Below are 16,456 nucleotides of genomic sequence, written 5' to 3' on the forward strand. Positions count from 1 at the left end.
GCGGCGCGGGCGCGTCGGGCTCTCACGTACGGCGGCGCCACCAGGACGACACGTGCCGCTCAATTACTTTTCGTCTCCATGATGTGACCTAAAGTCATCGCTGTGTCGAAGACTTTGATCACCACGCTGATCACGCTGGCCGGCACCGCGCTCGCGATGCCCGCGGCCGCCGCCGAGCCGCCGCCGCCCGCGACGCCGGCCACGGCAAGTTCCTGGCGCGCCGCGTCGTCCCCGCTGATGCACCCCGGCCAGGCCGTGCGTTACTGGACCGCGAGCAAGCAGGCCAAGGCCAGCGGCGCGGACTTGCCGAAGACCCTGCGGAAGCCGGTCCCGGCCTCCGCGCGGCGCAACGTGCCGTCCAGCAAGCGGCTCACTCCCGGCGGAGACTCCAACGGCTACGCCCGCGTGCGCCGCCCGTACAGCGGCTCGGCGGCCAGCAGGATCACCGGCCGGCTGTTCTACGTCAACGCAAGCGGGAAGGACGACGCCTGCACCGCCTCCGTCGTGCGCTCCGCGGCCAAGGTGCTCGTCGTCACCGCGGCCCACTGCGTGTTCGGGGTGCCGGCGGGCTCCTCGGCCGGCCGATGGCACTCGAACTTCGCATTCGTGCCCGCGTACGACGGGCGGGCGAGCACCGTGCGGCAGCGCGAGCCGTACGGGCGGTGGGGCGCCCGGCGGGCGTGGAAGCCCGCCGGCTACACCGGCCTGAGCGGCGGCGACTGGAACTCGACCTACGACGTCGCCCTCCTCGAGGTCGGCAAGAAGAACGACCGCACGCTCCAGGACTCGGTCGGCGCCTTCACCCCGATGCTCAATCAGGGCCTCCGGCACACCGTCGCCACCTCGGGCTACCCCGGCGTGTCCGGGAGGAGACCGTACGACGGCAGGGACCAGCTCTGGTGCCTGGGCAAGGCCATGCCGGCCGGCGGGATCATCGACGGCGCCCTCTACACTGCCTCCGGCTCCGCCCCCGTGCCGGCGGACGGGCGGATCGAGACGTACAACTGCCACCTGTTCAGGGGCCACAGCGGCGGCCCATGGCTGATCAAAGGCACCCGCGACCTGGTCGGCGTGCTGTCGGCGGGCAGCGAGGACGGCGAGGACGGCGGCTTCTCCGTCGCCAACGCCCTCAACGCCGAGAGCTACGGCGCCATCGTGAAGAGCGCCGACCCGAGCGGTGTGTACGACGCGCTGTCCATCAGCGCCGCGGGCCCGAAGAGCCCGGTCAAGCCCGGCGACACCGCCCTCGTCACGGCCACCGTGGCCCTGCGCGGGCTGACGTCCGCCGCGCGGGTGCCCGTCACGCTCACCCTGCCGAAAGGCACGAGCCTGTCCTCGGTTGAAGGAGCCTCCTGCAAGCGGACCAGCCAGCAGGCCACCTGCACGATCGCCGCCGTCCGCCCCGGCACCCCCGTCCGGCTCTCGGCCCGCGTCCAGGTCTCCCGCGACGCCGGCGCCTCACCGCGCATCACCGCCCACGTCGGATCCACCGGCCTCGACCCGTCCCAGACCGACAACACCAGCACGATCTCACTCCCGACCGCCCCCGCGTCCGGCAGCTGATCGCCTGGTCACGGCCGCGGTCGGGCGGCAGGCTCAACAGCAGGCTCCGTCAGCGTCCGCGCCAGCAACCAGGCCAGCGCCGGGAAGGCGATCAAGCACGCCAGCGCCGTCCTCAGGGTGGTGGCCTCCGCGAGCGCCCCCACCAGCGGGCTCGTCAGGCCGCCCACGCTCACCGCCAGTCCCAGCGTCACGCCGCCCGCCGTGCCCACCCGGGTGGGCAGGAAGTCCTGGCCCAGCGTGACGTGCAAGGAGAACGGGACATACAGCGCGATCGACGAGGCCGCGACGAACACGTACGCGATGGGGCCGGGCGCGAGCACCACGCCCGCGACCGCCGGGACGGCCAGCGCGTAGGCCAGGCGCATCGTGCGCACCCTCCCCCAGCGGGCCGCCAGCCTGCCGCCCAGCACGGTCCCCACCGCCCCGCCCGCGAACAGCACGAACAGCGCCACCGCGCCCGCCGCGCCGCCTCCCATGAACAGGGCCACGAAGGCGCTCAGCCCGACGTACACGATCGAGCGGAAGACGATCACCAGCGTCAGCCTGACGAACGACGGCCAGTCGTCCCGGCCGGACACCGGCGCCGCGCCCCGCGCCGCCTGCCCTTCCCCGGCCAGCGCCCGGACCGCCGGGAGCGTCGCCACCGCCCCCACCACCGCCGGCACCGCGAGGAACGGCGAGGCACCCAGCCCCCACCCTGCCAGCAACGGCGTCACCAGCACGGGAGCCGACGCGAAGCCCAGCGTCCCGCCCATCGAGAACCAGCTCATCCGCACGTGGCTGCCCTCGCTCGCGATCCTGGCCAGCCGCGCGGACTCCGGATGGTAGGCCGCCACGCCCAGGCCGGACAGCGCCACGGCCAGCCAGGTCAGCGCGTACGAGTCCGTCACGCCGCCGAGCGCCACCCCGGCGCCCGCCACGACCATGCTCAACGGGATCAGCCACGGCATCCGCCACCGGTCGGTCAGCATGCCGAACAACGGCTGCACGATCGACGACAGCAACGTCGCGGCCAGCACGATGCCGGAGACCGCGACGTACCCGTAGCCGCGCCCGGCCACCAGGAACGGCACGAGCGCGGGCACGGCGCCCTGGTAGAAGTCCACGGCCGCGTGGCCGGCGGCGAGCATGGGGATCCTGTTCACCCTCCGATCATTTCCCGGCTGCGGCTGGCCCGCTTCCGATAAAATGACAACCCATGCCGCAAGTCCGCCACCTTCCCGAGGCCCCCACGGGGCGGCGGCCGCTCGCGCCCGGAGCGGGCATCGACGCGCACCGGCACGACACCCACCAGATCGTGTACGCCTGCCGCGGCGTGCTCTCCGTCACCACCGGCGCGGGCACATGGGTGGCACCGGCGAACCGCGCGATCTGGATCCCGGCCGGCACGGTCCACAAGCACCGTGCCCACGGCGACACCGACCTGCGCCTGGTGGGCCTCACCGACAACCCCCTCGGCCTCGACCGCCCGGCCGTCCTCGCCGTCGGCCCGCTGCTCCGCGAGCTGATCATCGCCTACACGGCGGACGCCGATCCGATCGGCCGCTCCCACCCCCGGTCCCCCTCCAGCCCGACCGGTCGGCGTGACAGCGACCCGGCTGACCACCGCGGCGCCTTCCACGGCGACGGCGACGAGCGCAGCGGCGATCACGCGGCCGGCACCGGTCACGGCGCCGGCGAGCACGGCAGTCGCGAGCACGGCAGTCGCGAGCACGGCGATCACGGGGACGGCGGGGAGCGGGAGCGGTTGTGGGCGGTGCTGCTCGATCAGCTCAGACGGGCGCCAGAGCAGCCGCTCCACCTGCCCACCGCCCAGGACCCCCGCCTGGTCGCCGTCTGCGCGATCCTGCACCGCGATCCCGCCGACGGCAGGACCCTCGCCCAGCTCGCCGGTCAGGTGGGCACCAGCGACCGGACGCTCGCCAGGCTGTGCCGGCGCGAGCTGGGCATGAGCTTCCCGCAGTGGCGCACCCAGCTCCGCCTGCACCGCGCGCTCCTGCTCCTCGCCGACGGCGTCCCCGTGACCACCGTGGCCCACCGCTGCGGCTGGGCGTCGGCGAGCGCGTTCATCGACGTGTTCAGGCGGGCGTTCGGGTACACCCCGGGCAAGGCCTTTACAATGTAGATTCGCTACAATGGGCTCCCGTGAGCAAATCGAAAGGCAAGGGCGGCACTCCGGCCACCATGGCGCTGACCAAGGCCAAGGCCGAGTTCACGCTCCACCCCTACGAGCACGACGCCGCGGCGCAGGCCTACGGCGAGGAGGCGGCGGACGCGCTCGGTGTGCCGTACGAGCGGATCTTCAAGACGCTGGTGGCCGAGGTGGAGAGCGGCCTGGCAGTGGCGGTCGTGCCCGTGTCGGGCAAGCTCGACCTCAAGGCCCTGGCCGGCGCGCTCAACAGCAAGCGGGCCGCCATGGCCGAGGCCGCCAAGGTGGAGCGGGTGACCGGCTACGTCGTGGGCGGCATCAGCCCGCTGGGCCAGCGCAAGCAGCTCCCCACGGTCGTCGACTCCTCGGCGCTCGACTTCGAGACGATCTACTTCTCGGCCGGGAAGCGCGGCCTGCAGATCGAGACCGCCCCCGACAACCTCATCACGCTCACCAGGGCCGTCACCGCCCCCATCGGCAAGGCCGGCTGAGCCTCGTCGCGATCTGCGGCCTCCGTGGACTTCTAGTGCCGCCGCGGCGGCCACTCGAGCTCCGGTTCCAGGGGTGACTGGCCCACCAGCCACTTGAAGAGCCGGTGCCGCCGGAAGAAGGGACGCTCGCCCCGTCTCCGCTCACCCCGTCCGTCCCGGGCCTCGCGCCGCCTCTCCTCCTCCAGCAGCTTCTCGAGCCCGGGTGTGTAGCCGCCGCCGAAGCGGGACATGTCCGGCCCGGGAAAGCCCCTGGGCTCGACGCGCCGCAGCGCGGACCCCATCGATTCCACCCAGATCGGCCCCGGCAGCGACGCCCCCTGCACCGACCCGTAGTAGCGGTCCCCGATCTGCACGCCCTGCAGCGGGAACCGGTACGAGCCCCGGATGTCCCCGACGCTGACCGCCGCCGCCAGCGCGGGCGTGTAACCGGCGAACCAGGCCGAGGTGTAGCCGTTGTTGGTGCCCGTCTTCCCGGCGGCCGGCCGGTCGATGCCCTGCCCGTGCATCGTGCCCTTGGTGAACACGCCCTGCAGCACGTAGTTGACCGCGTCCGCAACCTCCTCCTCGAGGGCCCGCTCGCATGCGGGCGGCACGTGCGTACGCCGCCCGTCCCTGCCGATGATCTCCACGATGGCCAGCGGCCGGCAGTAGACCCCCCTGGCCGCGAACGTCGCGAACGCCGCCGCCACCGTCACCGGGTCCATCTCGTTGACGCCCAGCGTGAACGTCGGCACCTCCTTCAGCGGCTGCCCGTCCGCCCGGGTGATGCCGAGCGCCTTGGCCGTGCGCACCACGTTGCAGAGCCCGACCTTGCGCTCCAGCATCATGTAGAAGATGTTCACCGACTTCCAGGTGCCGGTCTCGATGCTGTGCGGGCCGCCCGAGCCCTCGCCGCTGGCGTTGAGAACGCGGGCGTCCGGGTCGTTGACGGGCCGTCCCGAGCAGTCGCGGTAGCCCTGCGCGGGCACGAGCGCGCCCGGCGTCATGAAGCCGTCGTTGAAGCGCCACCCCTGCTTGAGCGCCGTGGCCAGGGTGAACACCTTGAACGTCGACCCGGCCTGGAAGCCCTGGCCCCCGCCGTGCGCCACGTCCGCGGCCAGGTTGAAGGTGGTCTTGGGGCCGTTCTTCCGGTCACCCGGGTTGCGGCCGAACCGTTTGCTGGCGGCGATCGCCCTGATCCGCCCGGTCCGCGGCTCCACCATGGCCTCGGCGGCCACCTCGGTGTCCTCGGGCGCGACGTAGCGGCGGATGGCCTGCTCGGCGGCGCGCTGCGCGATCGGGTCGAGGCTGGTCCTGATCACCAGGCCGCCCCTGGCCATCCTGGTCCGCCGCTCGGCCGCCGTGTTGCCGAACACGGGGTTGGACAGGAGCTCCCGCTGCACGTACAGGCAGTAGAACGGGTACGCGCTCTGCTCGCACCCGCCGGGCTCGGGCTTGAGCCTGATGTCGAGCGGCGCGGCCTTGGCGCGCGCCGCCTCCTCCTGGCTGATCAGCTTCAGCCCGGCCATGCGGTCGAGCACGAGGTCCCGCCGCATCTTCAGGCGCGCCCGGTGCGCCGGGCCGAGCGAGGGATCGGTCGAGAACGGCATGCGCACCGCGCCCGCCAGCGTGGCCGCCTGGGTCAGCGTCAGCCGGGAGGCCGACGTGGAGAAGAAGCGCCTGGCCGCCGCCTGGACGCCGTGCGCTCCCGCGCCGAAGTAGGCGATGTTGAGGTAGCGCTCCAGGATCTCGTCCTTGCGGTACTTCTTCTCCAGGGCCAGCGCGAGCCGCAGCTCAGTGATCTTGCGGGCCAGGTTCGGGGCGCGGGCCCTGTCGCGCTCGGCCTCGGTGCGGGCGCTCTCGACCAGGATGTTCTTGACGAGCTGCTGCGTCAGGGACGAGCCACCCTGCCTGATGCCGCCGGCCTGGGTGTTGGTGAGCAGCGCGCGGAGCGTGCCCCTGACGTCGAGGCCGCCGTGCTCGTAGAAGCGGGCGTCCTCGATGGCCACGATCGCCCGGCGCATCACCGGCGCGACGGCACTGAGCGGGACGGCTGTCCTGTTCGCCTCGTAGAACTGGGCGAACGGCCGGCCGTCCTTGTCCAGCAACCTGGTCACCTGCGCCAGCGGCTCCTCGCGCGGCGCGGGCGGCAGTTCGATGAAGGTGTTCGCGACGTTCTTGGCGGCCATGCCGCCCCCGCTGACCACGGGCGCGGCCAGTGCCGCGGTCAGCACTCCGCCGAGCGCCCCCGCCAACGCGAGTGCGCCGACGGATCTGAGTACGGTCACGTACCTTGGTGTGCGACGTCCGGATCCATGCCAAACGACCGCTTGTCAGCTGTTTACCGTTGCCTGCGGGACCCTTACCGCTGGCGGCGGATGTGCAGGCCGAGCGACGCGAACTGCTCGAACGGCCGGTGGTAGCCGCGTTCGATGTGGTGCACGCCGCGCAGTGTGGACGGGCCGTCGGCCACCGCGGCCGCCAGCACGGCCGAGAACCCGGCCCTGATGTCGGGCAGCGTCACGTCGGCTCCCTTGAGCTTGGACACGCCGCGCACGACCGCCGAGTGCCTGGCGTTGGTGTCGTGGTAGCGGCAGGCCGGGCCGCCCAGGCACTGGTCGAACACCTCGATCTCGCAGCCCATCTTCTGCAGCGCGGGGACGTACACCAGGCGGTTCTCGAAGACCGTCTCGTGCAGCACCGACATGCCCTGGCTCTGCGTGAACAGCACCATGAGCGGCGTCTGCCAGTCCGTCATGAACCCGGGGTGGGTGTCGGTCTGCACGGCCGCCGAGCGCAGCCCCTCCGGCGGCGCGGTGGCGCACAGGTACTCGTCGTTGATGTCGAACTGGGCACCCATCCTGGCCAGCGTGGTGATCGCGGTGACCAGGCGGTCCTGCGGGCAGCCGTGCACGCGCACCTCTCCCCCGGTGACCAGCCCCGCCGCCAGGTACGAGAACGCCTCGATGCGGTCACCGGTCAGCCAGGTGGATGCGCCGCGCAGCCGTTCGACGCCCTCGATGACGATCCTGCGGTCGGGCGAGAGCTCGATCCTGGCCCCCATCCGCTGCAGGAACAGCGCCAGCTCCACGACCTCGGGCTCCATCGCGGCGTTCTTCAGCACCGTCTTGCCCTCGGCCAGCACGGCCGACATCAGGACCGTCTCCGTGGCGCCCACGCTCGGGTACGGCAGCTCGATCCTGGTGCCGTGGAGCCGGCCGGCCTTGGCGAAGATGCCGGTGTCGCCCACCTCCACCTCCGCGCCCATCGCGCGCAGGGCCTCCACGTGGAAGTTCACCGGCCGCCGCCCGATCGGGTCGCCGCCGACCAGCGGGACGAACGCCTCCCCCGCCAGGTGCAGCAGGGGACCGAGCATGAGGATGGGGATGCGGTTCAGCCCCGTGAAGGCGTCCGGCACCCTCGGCTCGATCTCCCGGCCACGCTCGATCCTGATCTCCGTACGGGAGATCTCGACGTTGATGCCGAGCGCCCGCAACATGGCGGCCGTGATCTCCACCTCGCCCACCTCGGGGGCGTTGTGGATGCTGCTCTCGCTGCCGCCAAGCATGGCGGCGACCATGTGCTTGGAGACTCCGTTCTTGGAGCCGCGTACTTGGACGTCCCCCCGGAGCGGGCCGGAGGGTTCTATCAACCAGACCTCTTCTTGCATCACGAAGCGAGCCTAGCCGGGAGATACCATCGAGCTGATTCGGACGTACATGTGAGGGGGAGTGGCGTGGCGAGGGAAGTGCGCGCTTTTGCGGTAACTGTCCTCACACTCGCCACTCTCGGAGCCGCCGCCGGACTGCTCTGGTCGGGGCTCGCGCCACGGGCTCCGTACCAGGTCACGGAGCAGGGGACGGTGCTGGCCGACCCGTCGACACAGGCGCTGATCGCGGCCGACGGCTGGTTCGCGGTGATCACCGGCGGGCTGGGACTGCTGTGCGGCGGGGTCGGGTGGTTCATCGGGCGGCGATGGATGCTGCCGGTGCTCCTCGGGCTCTGCGCGGGCGGGGTGCTGGGCGCGATGCTGACGTTGTGGGTCGGGTCGACGTTCACCATCGGCGCGGTCGTGATCGAGGCCGCCGCCCAGCCCGGCGCAAAGATCGTCCCCGGCGCGCTGAAGCTGACCGCCTCAGGGGTGCTGGTCTCCTGGCCGCTGCTCGGGGTGGGGCTGTTCGCGCTGCTGGAGGGCATGCACGGCTACCGGGAGTCCCCCCTCCGCCACCCGTACGGCGACCCGCCCGAGCCCCTCTGACCATCACGCCCTCTCCCCGATGCCCCGCGGCGCCCGCCGAGCGCCGGTCGGCGGGAAGAGGGAGAGCTAGAGCGGCGGGTGGCGGAGACCGTGCCCGGTGGCCTGCTCGAACGCACGGGCCACGCGCAACACCCTGGCGTCCTCGAACGGCCTGCCCACGATCTGCACCCCCACCGGCAGCCCGTCGGAGGTGAACCCGGCGGGCACGGACGCGGCCGGGGCGTGCAGCACGCTGATCCAGTAGGCCGAGCGCATCCAGGCGAGGTAGTCGGGCAGCTTCTCCCCGTTGATCTCGTCGACGTAGGGCTGCTCGATCGGGAACGGCGGCACCTGGCTGACCGGCGCGATCAGCACGTCGTAGGTGTCGAAGAACGCGGCCATCCGCTGGTAGAGGCGGCTGCGCGCCTGCTCGGCCCTGGCCAGGTCGGCGCCGGTGACCTTGCGGCCCTGCTCGACGTTCCACTGGGTGTTGGGGCCGAGCCCGGTCAGGTCGCCGAAGGACAGCGTGTAGTTCCACGCCCGGTAGGTCCTGAACGCGTCCTCCGCCTCCGACAGGTCCAGTTGCACCTGCTCGACGCGCGCGCCCAGCCGCTCGAACACCGGCGGCGCCGTCGCGGTGACCTCCGCCGTCCTCGGGTCCACCGGCAGCCCGCCGAGATCCGGGCTCCACGCCACCCGCAGGCCCGCCACGCCCTCCTCTGGCTCAGGGGCGAAGACCTCCTTGATCGAGTACGGGGAGCGCCGGTCAAATCCGGCGATGGCCCCGAACATCAACGTGACGTCCTCGACCGTCCGCGCCATCGGCCCCTGCACGGACAGGGTGTACCAGGCCGCGGTGTCGGACGGGTAGGGGACGCGCCCGGGAGTGGGGCGCAGGCCGACGACGTTGCAGAACGACGCGGGATTGCGCAGGGAGCCGCCCATGTCGGACCCGTCGGCCAGCGGGACCATGCCCGTGGCCAGGGCCACTGCGGCGCCCCCGCTGCTGCCCCCGGCGGACCTGGACAGGTCGTAGGGGTTCCTGGTGGCGCCGAACACCTCGTTGACGGTGTGGGAGCCGGTGCCGAACTCCGGAGTGTTGGTCTTGCCCATGGTGATGGCCCCGGCGGCGCGGAGCCGCTGGACGATCACCTCGTCCCGGGTGGGAACGTTGTCGGCGAAGAGCGGCGAGCCGTAGGTCGTGCGGATGCCGGCCGTGTCGACGAGGTCCTTGTGCGCGACGGGCAGTCCGTGCAGCGCCCCCGCCGGTTCCCGCTCGTCGGCCGCCTTGGCCGCCTCGAGCGCCTGCTCGGCGACCAGGGTCACGATGGCGTTGACGTGCGGGTTGACCTGCTCGATGCGGTCGAGGTGGGCTTGGACGACCTCTACGGCGCTCACCTGCCTGGTCCTGATCAGGTGTGCCAGCTCGGTCGCGCTCAGGTAGTGGAGTTCGCTCACTCTTGTGATCCTGCCCCACGAGCTGCGGGGCGGCGACGGCGAGGGTTGCCAAGCTCTCCGGCTGGGACCGCCGCATGTCCTCCCCTCCGCTGGACCAGGATGAGCAGTCCCGTGACGGTGAGCGTGCAGGCCAGGATGACGAGCTCCACGGAGAACTGGCTGATCTTGATCGGGAACGTCCTGTTGGCGATGTGGAAGCCGAGGTGCACGCCGACCGCCATCCACACCGTTCCGGTGCGCGCCCGCCTCGCCCTCCACCTCAAACACCATCCTGGGCCGTGACGGCCGCCGTCCCGCGCACCGCTGCGGCGGGTCGGCTTCCCCGTGCGTAGCCCCAGAAGGACCGTTCGACGGGCCTCGGAACCGGCGGACCGGCCGAGACTCCGCGTCAGGCGCCCAGGCAGGCAGGGCCGAGGAGCTGCTTCAGGTCGCCCATCAGCGCAGGCGAGGGCGTCACGCGCAGCCGGTCGTCGACGCGCATCACCGTCGTCTTGGGCCCGTTGTGCACCTGCAGGTGCACCTCCGACGTGCCCGGATGCGTGGTGAGGATCTCCTTCAAGCGGCCCACGACGGGCGGCGTGCAGCGGGCCAGCGGCAGGCTCACCAGCAGCGGCCCGCCCGCCTCCTGCGTCAGGTCGGGCGCCGTCACCTCCATGGCGATGATCTTGGCGACGTCCTCCCGCTTGTCGATCCGCCCCTTGACGAAGACGATCGCGTCCTCGGCCAGGATCGTCGAGCACAGCTGGTACGCCGATGGGAAGATCATCACCTCGATCGAGCCCTCGAGGTCCTCCAGCTGGGTCAGCACCCAGGTGTCACCCTTCTTGGTGACCTTGCGCTGCACCCCGCTCAGGATCCCGCCCACGGTCACGACCTGCCCGTCGGCCCGGCTCTCGTCCTGGACCGCCGCGATCGAGCAGTCGGCGCCCGCCACGAGGATGTGCTCCACGCCGAACAGCGGGTGGTCGGACACGTAGAGGCCGAGCATCTCCCGTTCGAACTGCAGGAGCGTGTTCTTGTCCCACTCCCCCACCGGGATCTGCACGTCGAAGGTCTGGTCCTCGCCCCCGTCGATCGCCCCGAACAGGGAGTCCTGCCCGATGGCCTCGTTCTTCTTGATGTCGATGATCGCGTCGACGGCCTGCTCGTGCACCATGACCAGGCCCTTGCGAACGTGGCCCAGCGAGTCGAACGCGCCCGCCTTGATCAGCGACTCGATGACCCGCTTGTTGCAGACGATGGCCGGGACCTTGCGCAGGAAGTCCTTGAACTCGGCGAAACGGCCCTTCTCCTGGCGCGCCTTCAGGATGCCGTCGACGACGTTGCCGCCGACGTTGCGGACGGCCGACAGGCCGAAGCGGATGTCGGTGCCGCGCGGCGTGAAGTCGAAGTCGGAGTCGTTGACGTCCGGCGGGAAGACCTTGATGCCCATGCGGCGGCACTCGTTGAGGTAGAGGGCCGACTTGTCCTTGTCGTCCTTCACCGACGACAGCAGCGCGGCCATGTAGGCCGCCGGGTAGTTGGCCTTGAGGTAGGCGGTCCAGTAGGAGACCAGGCCGTAACCGGCGGTGTGGGCCTTGTTGAAGGCGTAGTCGGAGAACGGCAGCAGGATGTCCCACAGCGCCTTGATGGCCGCCGCCGAGAAGCCGTTGTCCTGCATGCCCTTCTCGAAGAACTCGAACTGCTTGTCCAGCTCGGACTTCTTCTTCTTGCCCATCGCGCGCCGCAGCAGGTCGGCGCCGCCCAGCGAGTAGCCGGCGACCTTCTGCGCGATGGCCATGACCTGCTCCTGATAGACGATCAGGCCGTAGGTCGTGTCGAGGATATCCTTCAGCGGCTCCTCGAGCTCGGGGTGGATCGGGGTGATCTCCTGCTGGCCGTTCTTGCGCAGCGCGTAGTTGGTGTGGGAGTTGGCGCCCATCGGGCCGGGGCGGTAGAGGGCGAGGGCGGCGGAGATGTCCTCGAAGTTGTCGGGGCGCATGAGCCGCAGCAGCGAGCGCATGCCGCCGCCGTCGAGCTGGAAGATGCCCAGCGTGTCGCCCCTGGCCAGCAGCTCGTAGGACTTGCGGTCGTCGAGCGGCAGCTTCAGCAGGTCGATCTGCTCGCCGGTCGTGGACTCGATCATCTTCACGCAGTCGTCGATGATCGTGAGGTTGCGCAGGCCCAGGAAGTCCATCTTCAGTAGGCCGAGCGTCTCGCAGGTCGGGTAGTCGAACTGCGTGATGATCGCGCCGTCGGAGTCGCGGCGCATGATCGGAATGTAGTCGGTCAGCACCTCGGCCGACATGATCACGCCGGCGGCGTGCACGCCGGTCTGCCTGATCAGGCCCTCCAGGCCCTTGCCGAGGTCCATCGTCGCCTTGACGTCGACGTCCTCCTCGTAGAGCTTGCGCAGCTCGCCCGCCTCGGCGTGGCGGGGGTGGTCCTTGTCGAAGATGCCCGACAGCGGGATGTCCTTGCCCATGACGGCGGGCGGGAACGCCTTGGAGACCCGGTCGCCCAGCGCGTAGGGATAGCCCAGGACGCGACCGGCGTCCTTGATGGCGGCCTTCGCCTTGATGGTGCCGAACGTGGCGATCATGGCGACCTTGTCGGCGCCCCACTTCTCGGTCACGTAACGGATCACGTCGCCGCGCCTGCGCTCGTCGAAGTCGATGTCGACGTCGGGCATGGACACGCGCTCGGGGTTGAGGAAGCGCTCGAAGATCAGGCCGTGCGGGATCGGGTCGAGGTCGGTGATGCCCAGCGCGTACGCCACCAGCGAGCCGGCCGCGGAGCCACGGCCGGGGCCGACGCGGATGCCGTTGTTCTTCGCCCACATGATGAAGTCGGCGACCACGAGGAAGTAGCTCGGGAAGCCCATCTGGATGATGACGCCCAGCTCGTTCTCCGCCCAGGCGCGGTGCTCCTCGTCGACGCCCTCGGGGAAGCGCCGCTCGAGGCCCTTCCAGACCTCCTGGCGGAAGAACTGCTCCTCGGTCATGCCGTCGGGGATGGGGAAGGTCGGCATGAGGTTCTTGTGCTGGAAGAACCCCTCAGGGTCGACCTTCTCGGCGACGAGCAGCGTGTTGCGGCAGCCCTCGGCCCACAGGTCGGAGGAGTCGACCGCGCGCATCTCGTCGGCGCTCTTGATGTAGTAGCCGCTGCCGTCGAAGCGGAAGCGGTCGGGGTCGGACAGCTGCTTGCCGGTCTGGATGCACAGCAGGGCGTCGTGGGAGGCGGCGTCGGACTCGTAGGTGTAGTGCGAGTCGTTGGTGACCAGCGGCGGGATGCCGAGCTCCTTGCTGATCCTGGTCAGCCCGTCGCGGACGCGGCGCTCGATGTCGAGCCCGTGGTCCATGATCTCCAGGAAGTAGTTGTCCTTGCCGAAGATCTCCTGGAACTTCGCGGCGGCCTTGACCGCCTCGTCGTACTGGCCGAGCCGCAGCCTGGTCTGCACCTCGCCCGACGGGCAGCCGGTGGTGGCCATCAGGCCGTCGGCGTGCTCGGCGAGGGTCTCGGCGTCCATCCGCGCCCATTTGCGGACGAACCCCTCGGTGTAGGCGCGCGAGCTGAGCTTCATCAGGTTGTGCAGGCCCGTCTTGTTGCGCGCCCAGATCGTCATGTGGGTGTAGTAGCCACCCGCCGAGACGTCGTCCTTCTTCTGGTGCGGCTCGCCCCACAACACCGGCTTCTTGTTGTGGCGCAGCTCCGGCGCGACGTAGGCCTCGATCCCGATGATCGGCTTGATCCCGGCGCCCGTGGCCTGCTTGAAGAAGTCGTACGCGCCGTGCATGTTGCCGTGGTCGGTGATCGCGATCGCGGGCATGCCCAGCTCGTCGACCTTCTTGAACATCTGCTTGAGCCGGGCGGCCCCGTCCAGCATCGAGTATTCGGTGTGCACGTGCAGATGGACGAACGACTCGCTGGACGACATGGAGCGGCGCCTCCCGGTCTCGATGTGGTTGTGCGCTCCGACTCTAGTGGTCCGGACCGACATCCCGGAGCAGGTGACGCGCACGTGCTCTGACCGGCGCGCCGGGACCCTCGCGACCAGCAGCGCGGATATCGTCGTACTCACTGTGAGTAGTTGAGGAGACACTCGGTGCGCACGCAGACCGACGAGGGATACCGGCACGCGCTCGGCAACCGCCAGGTCCAGATGATCGCCATCGGCGGGGCGATCGGTGTCGGGCTGTTCCTCGGTTCCGGGGGCCGGATGGCCGCCGCGGGGCCCGCCCTGGTGCTCTCGTACGCCGCCGCCGGGGTGGCCGCGTTCTTCGTCATGCGGGCGCTCGGCGAGCTCGTGCTCTACCGCCCCGTGTCGGGGTCGTTCGTCGAGTACGCGGGCGAGCTCATCGGCCCGTGGGCGGCGTTCGCCAGCGGCTGGATGTACTGGCTCAACTGGGCGTTCACCGGCATCGCCGAGCTGACCGCCATCGCCGCCTACATCCATTACTGGGCGCCCGCGTTCCCGCAGTGGCTCACGGCGCTCATCGCCCTGGGCTCGGTCCTGTCGGTCAACCTGCTGTCGGTTCGGCTCTTCGGCGAACTGGAGTTCTGGTTCGCCATGCTCAAGGTCCTGGCGATCACCGTCTTCCTGGTCATCGGCCTGGTGCTGGTGGTGTTCACGATCGGCCAGGCGAGCCCGCACAACCTCGTCGCCCACGGCGGCTTCTTCCCCAAGGGCTTCCCGATGGTGCTGATGAGCCTGCAGTCGGTGGTGTTCGCGTACGCGTCGATCGAGCTGGTCGGCATCGCGGCGGGCGAGACGGCCAGGCCGCACCAGGTCATGCCGAAGGCGATCAACGGCGTCGTGTGGCGCATCGCGGTCTTCTACGTGGGGTCGGTGGCGCTGCTGGGGATGGTCCTGCCGTGGACCGCTTACCACGCGGGCGTCTCGCCGTTCGTGACGGTCTTCTCGGGCCTCGGCGTCCCGTGGGCCGCCGACGCCATGAACCTCGTGGTGATCACCGCCGCGCTCTCGTCCTGCAACTCCGGCCTGTACGCCACGGGCCGCATCCTGCGCTCGATGGCCATGAAACAGGAGGCGCCCCGGTTCGCGGGCACCCTGAGCTCCCGGTTCGTCCCGCTCGGCGGCATCCTGTTCACGGCGATCATGTTCCTGGCCGGGGTGGCGCTGTTCTACTTCCTGCCCGAGCGGGCCTTCAACATCGCCACGGCCGTCGCCTCCCTCGGCGTGATCACGACCTGGGGCGTGCTGGTCTACTGCCAGATGCGGCTGCGCAGGTCGGGGCACCGGTCGGTGTTCCCGATGCCGGGCACGCCGTACACCAACTGGCTCACGCTGGCGTTCCTGGCGCTGGTCGTGCTGCTGATGCCCGTCGCCGACGAGGACCAGCGGGTCGCGTTCTTCCTCATCCCCGCGCTGGTCGTGGCCATCGCCCTCGGCTGGCAGGTGGTCAACCGCCGCCGCACCCGCAACGGGACGTCGTCGATCACCTGACTGGGTAGTCTCGATGTCGCTCACGCGGAGCAGCCACACGGGGGAGGCCGCACTGGACGAGGCGACACGGCAGAGACCGGAACAGGCGCGGAAACGAGCGGGGCGAGGGATCATCCAGACCGCGGCGGCGGTAGCCGCCGGCATCGCCCTCGCCCTGGCGTGCTTACCTCTGGGCGTCTTCCCCAAGCTGGCCTGCGCGGTCCTGGACGCGGGCTGCCCGGCCACCCAGGAGCCGGACGGGCGGCTGCCGCAGGCGACCCGCCTGACACCCGTGCAGGTGGCGCAGAGCGGCATGTACGTGGCGCTCGGCGACTCCTACTCCTCCGGCGAGGGCGTCTACGACCTCGACAAGAAGCCCGTCAACGACGGCGCCGACCGCTGCCACCGGGCGTCGGGCTCGTACGTGCCGCTGGTGGCCCACACGTACCGCTTCGGCGGCGGCACCGCCTTCTACGCCTGCAGCGGCGCCACCACCGGCCAGCTCCTGTCGGGCCAGCACGGCCAGCCGCCCCAGATCACCCGCGTGGGCCCCGCCGCCAGCCTGGTGACGCTGAGCATCGGCGGCAACGACGCCGGCTTCACGAAGGTGCTCACGGGCTGCATCGTCAAGCTGCCGTGGTCGTCGGCGTGCGTCGAGCAGGACGCCGCCGTCGCCCGCCGCATCGAGGAGCTGCGGCCCAGCGTGCTCAAGGTGCTGCGCGAGCTGCGGGTGCGCGCGCCGAACGCGCGCATCATCGTCCTCGGCTACCCGCGGCCGTTCCCCGAGGAGCCGGTGGAGAGCGTCGACAACCTCAGCGCGGCCGACCAGAGCTGGCTCAACGAGGTGACGCGCCGGCTCAACGCCGCGGTGGGGTCGGTGGTGGCCGACTTCGACCGCGCGATCGCGGCGTTCGGGGCGCCGGGGAGCGTGGAGTACGTGGACGCGTACGAGGCGTTCGCCGGGCACGAGGTGGGGCGGCCGCAGCCGTACCTGAACGGGTTGAACGTGAACATGGAGGAGCTCACCGTCAACGCCCGCAGCTACCACCCGACGGGCGACGGCTACCGCCGCTTCGCGGAGCTCATCACCAGGCAGATCGCCGCCGGCCCCGGCCGGCCCATGAACAACTTCCTCCTGGCCACCCCCTGACCCG

At 70.8% G+C, this 16,456-nt stretch carries 12 protein-coding genes; 7 read left to right on the top strand and 5 right to left on the bottom strand.

The genetic code is table 11. From position 1 onward, the window contains the following. Positions 1-102: 102 nt before the first annotated feature. Positions 103-1,563, top strand: coding sequence for a trypsin-like peptidase domain-containing protein (locus ABN273_RS07695; protein WP_349447946.1), 1,461 nt, complete (start codon positions 103-105; stop codon positions 1,561-1,563). Positions 1,564-1,571: 8 nt separating this feature from the next. Here the strand turns inward: ABN273_RS07695 and ABN273_RS07700 are convergent, their stop codons facing one another. Continuing rightward, positions 1,572-2,708, bottom strand: coding sequence for an MFS transporter (locus ABN273_RS07700; RefSeq protein WP_349447947.1), 1,137 nt, complete (start codon positions 2,706-2,708; stop codon positions 1,572-1,574). A 53-nt stretch (positions 2,709-2,761) separates the two neighbouring features. Here ABN273_RS07700 and ABN273_RS07705 point away from each other — a divergent pair, with 53 nt between their 5' ends. Further along, the gene (locus ABN273_RS07705; RefSeq protein WP_349447948.1) at positions 2,762-3,688 is read left to right on the top strand and encodes a helix-turn-helix domain-containing protein; all 927 of its coding nucleotides are present in this window, start codon (positions 2,762-2,764) and stop codon (positions 3,686-3,688) included. Between the two features lie 59 nt (positions 3,689-3,747). Continuing rightward, positions 3,748-4,203: a Cys-tRNA(Pro) deacylase gene (ybaK, locus tag ABN273_RS07710; protein ID WP_349448254.1), complete on the top strand. Its 456-nt coding sequence runs from the start codon at positions 3,748-3,750 to the stop codon at positions 4,201-4,203. Positions 4,204-4,235: 32 nt separating this feature from the next. Here ybaK and ABN273_RS07715 read toward each other — a convergent pair whose 3' ends face one another. Next, on the bottom strand, positions 4,236-6,470 hold the full coding sequence (locus tag ABN273_RS07715) for a transglycosylase domain-containing protein (protein ID WP_349447949.1): 2,235 nt from the start codon (positions 6,468-6,470) through the stop codon (positions 4,236-4,238). A gap of 74 nt (positions 6,471-6,544) precedes the next feature. After that, entirely contained in the window at positions 6,545-7,852 is a 1,308-nt protein-coding gene (murA, locus tag ABN273_RS07720) for a UDP-N-acetylglucosamine 1-carboxyvinyltransferase (RefSeq protein WP_349448255.1), read from the bottom strand. A gap of 66 nt (positions 7,853-7,918) precedes the next feature. Here murA and ABN273_RS07725 point away from each other — a divergent pair, with 66 nt between their 5' ends. Then, positions 7,919-8,440, top strand: coding sequence for a hypothetical protein (locus ABN273_RS07725; RefSeq protein ID WP_349447950.1), 522 nt, complete (start codon positions 7,919-7,921; stop codon positions 8,438-8,440). Positions 8,441-8,506: 66 nt separating this feature from the next. Here ABN273_RS07725 and ABN273_RS07730 read toward each other — a convergent pair whose 3' ends face one another. Next, the gene (locus ABN273_RS07730; protein ID WP_349447951.1) at positions 8,507-9,877 is read right to left on the bottom strand and encodes an amidase; all 1,371 of its coding nucleotides are present in this window, start codon (positions 9,875-9,877) and stop codon (positions 8,507-8,509) included. A 99-nt stretch (positions 9,878-9,976) separates the two neighbouring features. Here ABN273_RS07730 and ABN273_RS07735 point away from each other — a divergent pair, with 99 nt between their 5' ends. Then, complete coding sequence (locus ABN273_RS07735; RefSeq protein WP_349447952.1) at positions 9,977-10,159, top strand: hypothetical protein; 183 nt, start codon at positions 9,977-9,979, stop codon at positions 10,157-10,159. Between the two features lie 106 nt (positions 10,160-10,265). Here the strand turns inward: ABN273_RS07735 and dnaE are convergent, their stop codons facing one another. Further along, on the bottom strand, positions 10,266-13,793 hold the full coding sequence (gene dnaE / locus ABN273_RS07740) for a DNA polymerase III subunit alpha (RefSeq protein WP_349447953.1): 3,528 nt from the start codon (positions 13,791-13,793) through the stop codon (positions 10,266-10,268). 168 nt (positions 13,794-13,961) lie between these two features. Here dnaE and ABN273_RS07745 point away from each other — a divergent pair, with 168 nt between their 5' ends. Continuing rightward, entirely contained in the window at positions 13,962-15,323 is a 1,362-nt protein-coding gene (locus tag ABN273_RS07745; protein WP_349447954.1) for an amino acid permease, read from the top strand. A gap of 13 nt (positions 15,324-15,336) precedes the next feature. Continuing rightward, a complete protein-coding gene (locus ABN273_RS07750; RefSeq protein WP_349447955.1) occupies positions 15,337-16,452 on the top strand; it encodes an SGNH/GDSL hydrolase family protein in 1,116 nt (371 codons plus the stop codon). Positions 16,453-16,456 lie beyond the last annotated feature (4 nt).

This window comes from Nonomuraea sp. B19D2, assembly GCF_040137845.1.
GTDB lineage: Bacteria > Actinomycetota > Actinomycetes > Streptosporangiales > Streptosporangiaceae > Nonomuraea.